At 54.5% G+C, this 11672-nt stretch carries 7 protein-coding genes; all 7 read right to left on the bottom strand.

Annotated elements, in window-relative coordinates:
- Positions 1–580: 580 nt before the first annotated feature.
- A complete protein-coding gene (locus tag MHH28_RS18350) occupies positions 581–2899 on the bottom strand; it encodes an FAD-dependent oxidoreductase (RefSeq protein ID WP_405104465.1) in 2319 nt (772 codons plus the stop codon).
- Positions 2900–3022: 123 nt separating this feature from the next.
- Positions 3023–3865 carry a carbohydrate ABC transporter permease gene (locus MHH28_RS18355; protein WP_405104466.1) on the bottom strand — a complete coding sequence of 281 codons (843 nt, stop codon included), beginning with the start codon at positions 3863–3865 and terminating at the stop codon, positions 3023–3025.
- A gap of 15 nt (positions 3866–3880) precedes the next feature.
- Positions 3881–4768 carry a carbohydrate ABC transporter permease gene (locus MHH28_RS18360; protein WP_405104467.1) on the bottom strand — a complete coding sequence of 296 codons (888 nt, stop codon included), beginning with the start codon at positions 4766–4768 and terminating at the stop codon, positions 3881–3883.
- Between the two features lie 202 nt (positions 4769–4970).
- Positions 4971–6326: an ABC transporter substrate-binding protein gene (locus tag MHH28_RS18365; RefSeq protein WP_405104468.1), complete on the bottom strand. Its 1356-nt coding sequence runs from the start codon at positions 6324–6326 to the stop codon at positions 4971–4973.
- 75 nt (positions 6327–6401) lie between these two features.
- Entirely contained in the window at positions 6402–8039 is a 1638-nt protein-coding gene (locus MHH28_RS18370; protein WP_405104469.1) for a response regulator, read from the bottom strand.
- Positions 8036–9877 carry a sensor histidine kinase gene (locus MHH28_RS18375; protein WP_405104470.1) on the bottom strand — a complete coding sequence of 614 codons (1842 nt, stop codon included), beginning with the start codon at positions 9875–9877 and terminating at the stop codon, positions 8036–8038. The genes MHH28_RS18370 and MHH28_RS18375 overlap by 4 nt, the downstream gene beginning before the upstream one ends.
- 188 nt (positions 9878–10065) lie before the next feature.
- Positions 10066–11361, bottom strand: a complete 1296-nt coding sequence (locus MHH28_RS18380) for an Nramp family divalent metal transporter (protein ID WP_405117166.1) — start codon at positions 11359–11361, stop codon at positions 10066–10068.
- Positions 11362–11672: the final 311 nt, after the last annotated feature.

Here is an 11672-nt window from a genome sequence, read left to right on the forward strand (position 1 = left end):
TTTTTCATTCCCCTAATCGGTGAAAATCCGGATACAAAGGCGACCGCTCCGCTGTTTAAGAGGGGAGTTACAAACACAGATTCAAGTGCACTTCTGCTCTTCATTTACGTTCGCCTCCCACCTGCGGCGGGTTCAGGTGAACTGTACGTGGAATCCAATGTAGTTTCTTCCTTTCCTGGTGTGCTCCGCCTATCTCTCGCCAATTCCGAGACTTTCCTCTCACGGATCGCTTGTATGGATCGCATTGTTGCACATTTTGCAGGATTCCTCTAAAAATGTTACGGGCTACGGTAGATTGTTGCATCTTTTGCAGGAATTCTGGTGTTTATAGCAAGTTAGCGCTGAATTTGTTGCATTTCAGGCAGGATTTCAGCATAAGTCGCTTCTATTGGGCAGTATTGTTGCACATCTTGCAGGATTCCTTTATAAATGTTACTGGCTGTGGAGCATGGAGTCCACACCTCATCGCAGCAGCACCGATTGTATTCGGATTTCCGCATACAGTTGGCCGCTTACCCTCGTGGCAGCACCGATTGTATTCGGTTTTTTCAGATGATTCACAGACTGCTTATCCCCAAATCTATGCATAACAGCGCACTTCATATACAGCTGCGGAAGGGTCGCCGTTCGTGGCTTCGATCACGATCCGCAGCTTCTCCGTCCGAATGGATTCCGGCAGCTTGTGACGCACATGACGCTGGTAATTATTCACGGCATGAATGACATCGGTCCACTCTCCGCCGTTCCATGACTGGATACGGTAGTCCTTCACACACTGCGGATCACGGTAGAAGGGGCCGTAGGCATGGTACTCCCGGAATAAATGTCCGGAAAAGGTAAGCTCCACCGTACCTATCGTTTGTTCCGTCCCCCAGGAGAGCTGGACCCACTGCGGCAAGGGCTGCAACGGATCAGAGCGCCAGAGGTTGGTGTAACGGTATGGCCTGTTGACCCCGCTAATCATATTGCCTGCGCCGAACGGCTGCTGTGGTGGAGCGATGCGGTAGCTCATCGTCATCCCTTTCTCGAAGCGCCGCATTCTGCCGCCGCCCATCTCGAAGGCGCTGATATGGCCGGGGATAATCGTGCCCGCCGCATGCCAGATGACATGAGGACTTGCGGTCAGGTCCAACCGGACATACCGGCCCGGCTTCAGCCCCTCCCCGGCTCCGGCCGCCGGGCTGGCCCATTTGATCCAGTGCCTGCCACCCGGCGGAACGGTCAGGGTGCAGGAGGCCAGCCGCCCCTCCTCCGGCTCCAGGCGGTAGTCCCAGATATGGTCCACCTGGAGCAATATAGCTTCCACCTCCTGCGGCTGGTCCGTAATGTTGCTCAGGCAGACGGCCAGGCTGTCGATCTGCGGGGTGGACACGGCGATCCATTGGCCGCGTCTTCTAAGCAACAGCTCATCCTGTTCGCTCCAGTCCTTGCGGTCATTCCACTCGCTGAGCTTCGGCAGGTAATTCCCCGTCTCTGGCCCCGCCCCGTAGACCTGCACCTCACTGCTGACCGTGATTACGGCCTGCCGGGCCAGATCGCCCTCATCGCAGTTCTCCACATTCGGCAGGAAGCAGCCGTCGCGCAGCAGCGTCTGCTGCAGCTCCTGCATCGCATCCGTGGTAACCGCCTTGATGCCGGTGCCCTTCTTCAAGGCAATGGCCGCCGCTGTCCCGGCAGCCTGGCCCATCAGCGCGCCGGTGGCCATGACGCGCACGGTCCCCAGCGCGGCGTGCGTCACGCTGACATTGCGGCCGGCCATCATCAGATTATCGGCATCCCGGGCCAGCATGATCCGGAAGGGGATGCCATACGGTCCGCAGTAGCTTTTGACCGCGTAGTCTGAAGTCTCATTGTAGCCTTCGGAGCTGGCATGTTCACTGGTTGCAGCCAGCAGGCCGCCCGGGGTATGCAGGTCCAGGAACCATCCGCCGTAGGCGATCTCGTCCCCGAACACCTTGCGGTTCACCGGATCATGCTCGGTCATGAAATATTCGCCCATAATCCGCCGGCTCTCCCGCTTGCCCGGCACCTGTCCGATCCAATCCAGCGCATAGTTCGCGGCAAGCTCCTTCGTCCGGGGATCACGGTTCTTGATCCAGTCCCAGATGCCCAGCGTATGCCTGGTCAGCTCATGCCGGATATCCTCGGCCTCGGTAATCGTATGCCAGGGCACGCCGATCTCGATCCACCAGTATCCGCTGCGGATATCATACGGGATGCGCCCCTGATCATAGAAATAAGCCGCATCCTCATACTTCGTCGCCCACTCCGGGGCTGTGTACGGCACCGGCCGCCCCATATCCTTGGCCTTGAAATGAATCGAATTCCCCATAGTGTCCCCGCTGGCCTGCTCTGGGGCATGAGGCTCGTTGAACTCGTCCCGCCCTTCGGTGCCCATTCTCCACTCACAGCCGGCCAGATCGGCAATCACCCCATCCCCGGTGCAGTCAATGAACAGGTCCGCCGTGATCTCCAGATTCGTCTCCGCATTGGCTACCCGGGCCAGAATGGACTGGATGGTCTTGTCATCCTTCATCACCACCTCATGAACGGAGGTATTCAAGTGAAAGGACAGATTCCGCGTACTCACCGCCATATCATACATCGTCATATCCCAGACGCTGTTCGTCCAGCCGTTCTCGGTAATCTCCTCATGGTTGCGCGCCCGCTCCTCAATGAACAGCTCGGAGATAATTCCCGTTTCCTTCGCATACGTGTGAAAGGCCGCGGCCCCGTGCAGCGTCACCCGGATCTCTGACGAGCTGTTGCCCCCGAATACCGGCCGGTCCTGGATGAGGCAGGTCTTGGCCCCGTGCCGGGCTGCAGCAACAGCTGCACAGAATCCCGCCATTCCTCCGCCAACCACTACGAACTCATATTGTTCCTTTTTGTGCATCATAACGTCATCCCTCTCCCGTTTATAATCGCTGCTTCTCAGCTCCTTAGCTCCTTAGCTCTCCAACTCTCCATCTCCCCAGTTCTCCAGTTCTCCAGTTCTCCAACTCTCCATCTCCCCAACTCTTCAGCCTTTAAGCCCCGTACTGGCAATCCCCTCCACGAACCAGCGCTGGAAAATAGTAACCACAAGCACCAGCGGCGCCAGCGCCGACACGGAAGCGGCCATAATCAGCGGATAATCCGTCCCGTTCTCATCGGTGAAGGTGGTCAGTCCAAGCGGGATGGTGAACAATTGGCGGTCCCGCAGCAGAATCAGCGGATTCTCGTATTCATTCCAGTGCCAGGTGAACGTCAGAATCAGCAGGGTGACCAGCGCCGGCTTCGTCAGCGGAAGACAGATCTGCCAGAACATCCTAAAGTATCCGACACCGTCCACCTTGGCCGCTTCCAGTAGTTCGCCGGGCAAGGTACTGAAGAATTGCCGCATGATGAAGGTACCCAGCACCGTGAACATCCCCGGCAGAATAATCGCCAGATGCGTATTGACCAGGCCCAGACTGTCGAACAGGATGAACCGGGGTACGAAGAAGACCTGGGCGGGAATAATCATGGTTGCCAGATACAGCAGGAAGATCGTCTCCTTGCCGCGGAACCGCAGCTTCGCGAAGGCATAACCGGCCATCGAGCTGGTGATCAGTGAGCCCAGCACCTGGAAGAAGGTAATTTTGACTGAATTCCTGTAATACACCCCGAAGGAAACGGCGCCGTTCCAGACCTTCTCATAATTGGCGGTGTTCAGCGTATCCGGAATCCATTCGATCGGATAGCGGAACAGCTCCGAGGTGTTCTTGAAGGATGCCGAGAGCATCCAGATGAACGGCAGCAGCATCCCAATTCCGATCAGAAGGAATACAGCTGTAATCGATATTTTTGCGGCCACCAGATAAGCACTGCGCTTGTTCAACACCCTCACCCTTCCTCCCTAGAATTGATCCTGCCAGCTTCGCTGCGAGCGCCATTGCACCAGTGTCACAATGAAGATGAACAGGAACAGCAGCCAGGACACCGTGGCTCCGTAGCTCATATTCCGCAGCTCAAAGGCCTGCTCATAGATATACAGCGCAAGTACGTTGGAGGAGCGCATCGGCCCGCCGTTCGTCATCACCTGCACAGAGGCGAATACCTGAAAGGATGAAATAATCAGCGTAACCGCTGTCAAAAAGGTTGTCGGCTTCAGCATCGGTACGGTGATGTACAGAAAGCTTGTCAGCCCACTGGCCCCATCAATCTCAGACGCTTCGTACAGGTCCTTGGAAATCCCCTGGATACCGGCCATATACAGAATCATCGCATAGCCGATATACGTCCAAATGGTCATGAGGATGATTCCCGCGAGCGACCAGTCCGGGCTGGACAGCCAGCCGGGCGGATGGTCTATACCCAGCGCCTTCAGCACCGAGTTGACAGGTCCCTGGGAAGGATTGTAGAGCACCCTCCAGACCACTGAGATGGCCACAATGCTGCTCATATAAGGCAGAAAAATCATGGTGCGGATCGCAGTCTTCATATATACGAACCTGTTCAATACCACGGCCAGCAGCAGGCCCAGCACCAGCGCCACAGGCACACTTGTCAGGGAGAACACTACGTTATGCAGCAAGGATCTCCAGACAATGGGATCTCCGCCAAGCTTGATGATATTGTCAAGACCGGCGAAGCTGAAGCCGTCCATTCCCTTAAGGTAGTCCCAGTCCGTAAAAATAAGCACGAAGCTGAATACCATGGGGAAGAGGATGAAGGCGGCAAAGCCCAGCAGGTTCGGAAGAATAAACAGGTAACCGGCAATATTCTCCCTGGTTTTTTCTCTCATACACTCAACTCCTTTTACCCGTATTATAGAGGCGGAGTCCCGCTCCCTGAATGTCATAAACTGTGCTTAAACCGGGATATTCTGTGGTGTTGAAGCGGTTTGAAGGACGGTACATTTTCAGCGAAAATACAAAAAACCGCTCCCGGAAATTTCGGGAACGGCCATGTATCGTATTCCTCTGTCTCCGGGGCTGCACCCGGGACTATTTCGCCGCAGCGATCGCCTCGTCGGCCCGTTGTTTGATCGTCTGTACGGTAGTATCCAGATCCTGCGCATCCATGAAGTACTTCTCGGCCTCTTCCATGAAGGCTTTACGCATCTCGGTCAGCCCCGCAGTCTGGGTGATCTCTGTATTGGTATACTGGGTGTTCAGCAGCTTCACGAAGGATTCCTTGTCAAAATATTGGGCCTTGTCGCCCATAATGGCTTCCGCCACCTGCCCGACATCGGCCTTCTTGCTGGAAGGAATACGTCCGCCGGGCAGCATTTCCGTATTCCCCCCGGTGAGGAACCAGCTCAGAAACTTCATCGCCGCCTCCTTGTTCGGACTCTTGGCATTGATCGAGGTCATATCGTTCAGCTTGCTGTTGTTGATGTTGCCCCCCGCCGTCCACTGCGGCATTGGCGCAAAGGCAATCTGGTAATCGCGGTTCGGGTACGCAGTGTCATCCTTAATATAGCGGACAAAGTAAGCGGAGGTGTAGGTGGATGCTGTTCTTCCGTTCAACAGCTCATCCTGCGGCTGGGCTTTATTCGCTACCCCTTCCGCATAAGGCATCACATTCTTGCCGTCAATCAGCCGCTTTTGCAGCTCAAGTCCTTTGCGGAAAGCTTCATGCCCGAAGTTGGATTTGCCGTCTGCGGCATAATAGGCATCCTTCGGCTGCGCTGAATTCAGCACATCGAAGGCTATCGGCTCCCAGGTGGGCGTGAAGAACGCCCCGTACTGCCCCTCCTTCGTCAGCTTCGCGGCCAGAGCTGCATAGTCATCCCAGGTCCAGCCCGGCTCCGGGACACTCTCTCCGATGGCATCCAGCGAAGCCTTGTTGAAGGCGACGAACTTCACATCCCTGGAGCCTGGAAGATTATAGATAGTGCCGTCCACCTTCGTAATGTTCTCCGAGCCGATGATTCCCTCCAGGTCGAACCCGCTGGACTTGATCAGCTCCTCCAGCGGCTCTACCATCCCCGCCTTAATGCGCCGTTCCAGATGGGCGTCCGCATAACTGACAAACAAGTCAGGCGCATCCGTATTCGACAGGAGCGCCGTCTCCAGCTTCACATTGCCCGGATCATCATTGACGAACCGGACATATTCAACCTTGATGTCCGTGTTCTCAGCGTTCCAGCGGTCCGCTACCGCCTTGGGTCCGTTCTCTTCAGGTACGCCGCCCCACCATTTCAGTGTAACCGTTTTCGATTCCCCGGATGCCTTGGCACTCTGCTGCGGCGCCTTGCCCGGGTCCTCGGCCGTATTCCCGTTATTGCCTCCGCAGCCGCTTAACAGGACACTTGTCAGCAGGACAGCGGACAGACTTAAGGTTATTCCACGCTTCATTATGATTTCCCCCTTCGTTAGTTGAACAGTAGACACAACTTAGTTATAACAAAGCGCTGCCCAATAACGAACGGCTTATTCTGTGGTCTTAGAGGGATTTTCCAAGCGGTCCCGCCTCCTGCCGGTCATCGTTTTGCGGTATTCCAGCGGAAATAATCCCTCTATTTTCTTGAAATATTTACTGAAATGATTGGAATCGGTATAGCCGACCATCTCAGCAATTTCATATATTTTGTAGGTGGGATTGCGCAGCAGCTCCCTGGCCTTCTGCATGCGGATCTGCGTCAGATAATCCACAATCTTCACCCCGGTCTCCTTCTTGAACATGACACTGAGATAATTCTCGGCAAACCCCGTCCTTCTCGCCAGATCGGCCACCTTCAGTGAACAGGCATACTCCTCCTCCATGATGCGGATCATCTCCTTCACCTCATCACGGTATACCGGCTGGCTGTTCTGCCCCGTCACGGTTAAGGCTTCGGGAAGCCAGCCCAGAAACCACCTGCCGATTTCCCCGAGCGTCTCCGCATTGCGGATCACATCGAAGGGATATCTTCCCTGATGCTCGGGCATGACGTTCAGCATATGACCGGACTGCCCCATGTGCTGGCAGACCAGATGCAGCCACTGCAGCCACTGCTCCCTGACCCAGGCGCCCCCCATTCCTTCTTCCTCCTGCAGCCGGACGGTCCAGCGCTGTAATTCCTCCAGAATAACCGCCTGTTCCCCCTTTTCCAGCAAGCCGTTCCAGTGCCCGCTCTTCAGAATACTCACCTTGGGCTGAACTTCATCCGTCTCAGCCAGCGGGTACAGGATAGGGCAATCTTCATGAAAAAACCGCCGGGCCAGTGCCTGATCCGCCTGCCGGAAGCCTTCATTTAACTGATAAGGGCTACAGCTATCCCCGGACACGCCGAAGCTGACCTTCACCTTGGCAAAGGTGCCGGCCGCAGCCTTAAGCTCATCCAGCATCGCTTCCGAATAGGAACCGGCCAGAATCACCAGCTTGCGGTTATGCATATCCACCAGCTGGCATTTTTCATACTTTTTCAGGATTTCATTAAATATATTGCTGACTGTATAGATGAGCAGCTGCTCACTTTGAAAGCGGTTCTCCTCCAGAACCTGCCGGTAATGATTGACCCCCGCCACAATGACCCGGCAGCCCTCCAGCACAAACGGCGGAAGATTCCCGTCCCTCTGCAAATGGTCCACCTCAAGCCTCGATCTCTGCTTCACCAGCAGATCAAGCAGCGTCAGCTCGGCGGATTTCGACTCCAGCACCTTGATCCGGTAATCCAGCTTATGCTTCTCGGAGCGCTCCTGCTGTTCACTGCGGAAGGACTGCTGAAGCCGCTTGCACTTGTCCAGCAGCTCCTCGGGCGTATAGGCCAGCTTCAGCGTATAGTCGGCTGCTCCCAGCCGAAGCGCCTTCTGCACATATTCAAAATCATTATGGTTGGATAAAATAATAAACTTGATAGCCGGCCACTTCACCCGGACATGATTCATGAGATCCAGACCGTTCATCTCCGGCATCCGGATATCTGACAAAATGATATGGCAGGCTTCGCGGTTCAGCAGCTCCAGCGCCTCCACCCCGCTGGCGGCTTCCCCGATAATCTCAAAGCCGTGCTCCTCCCAGGGAATCAGTGTCTTGAGTGCCACCCGAACCAGAATTTCATCATCCACAATCAATACCCGTGTTGTCATCCTTCCAGCTCCTTCCGATAAGGAATCCGCACCGTCACCTGAAGTCCGCCCCCGTCCGGCTGAGACAGGAGAATGCCGCATTGCTGCCCGAAATGAATTTTGATTCTCCTGTCCACATTCAGCAGCCCGATGCCGCTCGTCTTCACGTGATCCTGCAGCAATTGCCTGGAAATGACCTCCATGGTTTCCTCAGAGATACCTTGTCCGTTATCCCGGATGTGAATAAGTACATATTGACCCGTATATTCCGCCCCAATGCGGATATGCAGCGGGAGCTGCGAGCCATGGATAATGCTGTTCTCCACCAGCGGCTGGAGCGTGAATTTCAGCACCGTGCAATCCAGCAGCTCTTCCGGAACCTCCATCGAGACCGTAATATCGTCATGGTACCGGATCTTCTGCAGTGACATATACAGCTCCAGGTATTCCAGCTCCTGCCTAAGCGTTACGAACAGTGTATTCTGCTTCATGGAGAACTCCATCAGCTTCCCCAGCGCCGTGATCATATCGCTGACATTGCGGTTGGTCCCCGAGAGCATGGCCATCAGCTTGATGGAATTGAGCGTATTGAACAGGAAGTGCGGATTAATCTGTGCTTGCAGCGCCTGGAAATGCGCCTCCTCCTTAAGCCGCTGCTCCTCTGCCACATGATGGACCAGTTCCTCCAGCTGTCCAACCATCTTATTGAAATGACTGCCGAGCAAGGCAATCTCATCCTTGCCGCGCACCTTAACCTTGGTGCTGAAATTGCCACTGCCCACTCTGCTCATGGAACGCACCAGTGCATAGAGCGGCTTCGTCAGACGCAGCAGGATATAGATCACGATCATGATCCCTACACCGAAGAACAACAGGAACAAGGCCATCGACTTCGTCCGGGAGTTATCCAGCTGGGCTGAGAAATCCCCGATCCGCTGAAGCGAGACGATGGATAAGCCCACCTGCGGTACGGAGGCTGCATTCATCAAATAGGTCTCCTTGCCAAGTGACAGCTTCCTGGGTACAGACGGACTCTTCCTTGCGTCCTCCAGCTGCTCCGGCGTCAGGGAATACTGCTCCTGGCCGTATATGTCATACAGGCTTCCGGTCTTATCCAGAACGAGCAGCTGTGTATTATCGGGCAGCCCTTTGGCAGGTATGCCATAGAACTGGCTTACAGGTATGCCCACTACCGCTAAGCCCCAGTTACGGATCGAGGATTCAAAAGCAAAAGAACGGGACAGCAGCATAAACTCCTTGTCCGGCGCATTCTCGGTATATCCCAGGGTCACGGGCAGACGGTAGACTCTCTCCCAATAGGGGTACCCCTTCTGCTCCATCCCCGCCTTGAACCAGGGTTCGCGGATCATCGTGCCCGTTGCCTGACGGTTGAAATTATATAAGGTCGTCACCACATTCCCATCCGTATCGACAAGTCCGATGAAGGCGCTGTTATCCAGCAGGATATCCCTTAAATACCCCATCTTCTTCTGAATTTGAAAAATATCCCCCATCGCCTCGGCATTCCCGTAGTCCCAATTGAAGGTGTTCGACCCGAAACCCTGGGCCATATCTGCCTCCAGCAGATACGTCGCCTGAATCATCCGTTTGGCTTTATCATTAATCGTCAACGCTGCCTGCTCGATCAGACTCTGATTGGCCGCATACACTTCCTGCTCGACCACGCGGGCCGAGGTTGTAAAGTAGCTATACAGCACGATCAGCGCCGGAAGGGCAATCACGATGAGTACGGTAGCGATCAGCTTGCTGCGGATCGAACGCAGCCCTCTCCAGCTTCCGGCTATGGCGGCTTCCTCCCTGGCTCTGCGACCTGTAATCCCTACATATCTTAAACACATTAATTATAGCAAAGGATAGGCCTTGCTATGAATGGGATATACTGTGTGAAAACAGGGGAATTCTGTTGCGGGTTGGCAAATCAACTGTAATCAGCAGCGCCAGCGCCAAACAGAGCAGTAACCCTCACTTCAGGAGGATCGCTGCTCTGTTGAAATTCTCATGCTTTTCATGCTTTAAGTTCAAAGGCTTACACAAACATCTCCACTACCAGGAACAGGTTCAGCGCTACCACCAGCGCGGAGATGATCCAGCCGAGAATGGTGGTGATCCGGTGGTTCACCAGCCCCTGCATGATCCGGCGGTCACTGGTGAAGATCACGAGCGGAATCAGGGCGAAGGCAATCCCGAAGGACAGGACGACTTGGCTCATCACCAGGGCGCTGGTCGCATTTATTCCCAGGGCGATGATGACCAGCGGCGGGATAATGGTAATGGCGCGCCGGAGGTATAGATTGATTTTTTTATTAATGAAGCCCTGCATGACCACATCACCGGCCATCGTGCCTACCGAGGAGCTGGACAGACCTGCAATCAGCAGGCCAAGGCCGAAGGAGATAGCTGTAACCGGACCCGCCAGATTACGGAACTGCTCGAAGGCGATATCGAGATCTTCAACGACCAGGCCATTCTTGAAGAACAGTGCTGCTGCAACGATCACCATCGCCATATTCACTGCACCGGCAATCAGCATTGCAATCAGGATATCGATGAATTCGAGCCGGAAAATCTGCTTCTTCTCCCGCTCATTAGCACCTACGATACGGCTCTGGGTCAGCGAAGAATGCAGATAGATCGCATGGGGCATCACTGTTGCGCCGAGAATCCCGGCCGCCAGCAGGATGCTGTCCACGCCCTCGAATCTTGGGGTGAACATTCCGGCAACCACGCTGCCCGCATCCGGCTGCGCCATAATGACCTGGAACGCAAAGGCCAGCACCACAATCATTACCATGCCGGCTATCCCGGCCTCAAGGGTACGGTAACCGCGCCGCTGAAGCTCCAGAATAGCGAATGAACCAACAGCGGTAATCAGTGCAGCCGGCAGCATCGGTATGCCGAACAGCAGATAGAGCCCGAGAGCCGCGCCGATGAATTCAGCGAGATCGGTAGCGATAATGACAAGTTCGCTCTGAATCCACAGGAAGATCGACACGCCCTTCGGGAATCTCTCCCGCGCGACCTCGGGCAGATTCTTGCCGGTGGCAATGCCAAGCTTGGCGGATAAGGATTGTATCAGTACGGCCATCAGATTCGAGGCGAAGATCACCCAAAGCAGGAGATACCCGTATTTCGAGCCTGCGGTAATATTGGTGGCGAAATTGCCGGGGTCCAGGTAAGCTACGGAAGCTATAAAAGCCGGGCCCAGGAACGGAAGGAGTCGCTTCAGTCCTTTGACATCTCCGTTAAGCACCGATTGTGCCGAATGATGATTCGTATGGCTTTTTAGTATAGGGGATGATTCTACTGCGGTATTCTGCTCCATCATGTTCTGTACCTCCTCTTGCCCGGAAAAAGTTGTCTATACACACGAAAGTTTCCCTGGTGCAACATTTAATCTGGTTTTATTATAATCCTCAATGTGAGAATTGTAAATGTATTTTCATTGGGTTTTCATACGCTGCCTGATCTTATGCCTGCACGCCTAATCCTCCACCCATATTATGTAATTCGACTCTATAAAGTGAGGCTTATGCCTTATGTTATTACCCGCTCCTACAATCGAGTTGACACCTCTGCTGGGGGTGATTGTACTTTGTGCAATAGATTACGCAATAATTTGCGATAGAACTCACT

Source organism: Paenibacillus sp. FSL K6-1217 (assembly GCF_045040735.1).
Classification (GTDB): domain Bacteria; phylum Bacillota; class Bacilli; order Paenibacillales; family Paenibacillaceae; genus Paenibacillus_AQ.

Coding starts and splice junctions, on each gene's coding strand:
- MHH28_RS18365 (WP_405104468.1), bottom strand. CDS start 6,326: ATGAAGCGTGGAATAACCTTAAGTCTGTCCGCTGTCCTGCTGACAAGT.
- MHH28_RS18360 (WP_405104467.1), bottom strand. CDS start 4,768: ATGAGAGAAAAAACCAGGGAGAATATTGCCGGTTACCTGTTTATTCTT.
- MHH28_RS18380 (WP_405117166.1), bottom strand. CDS start 11,361: ATGGAGCAGAATACCGCAGTAGAATCATCCCCTATACTAAAAAGCCAT.
- MHH28_RS18375 (WP_405104470.1), bottom strand. CDS start 9,877: ATGTGTTTAAGATATGTAGGGATTACAGGTCGCAGAGCCAGGGAGGAA.
- MHH28_RS18370 (WP_405104469.1), bottom strand. CDS start 8,039: ATGACAACACGGGTATTGATTGTGGATGATGAAATTCTGGTTCGGGTG.
- MHH28_RS18350 (WP_405104465.1), bottom strand. CDS start 2,899: ATGATGCACAAAAAGGAACAATATGAGTTCGTAGTGGTTGGCGGAGGA.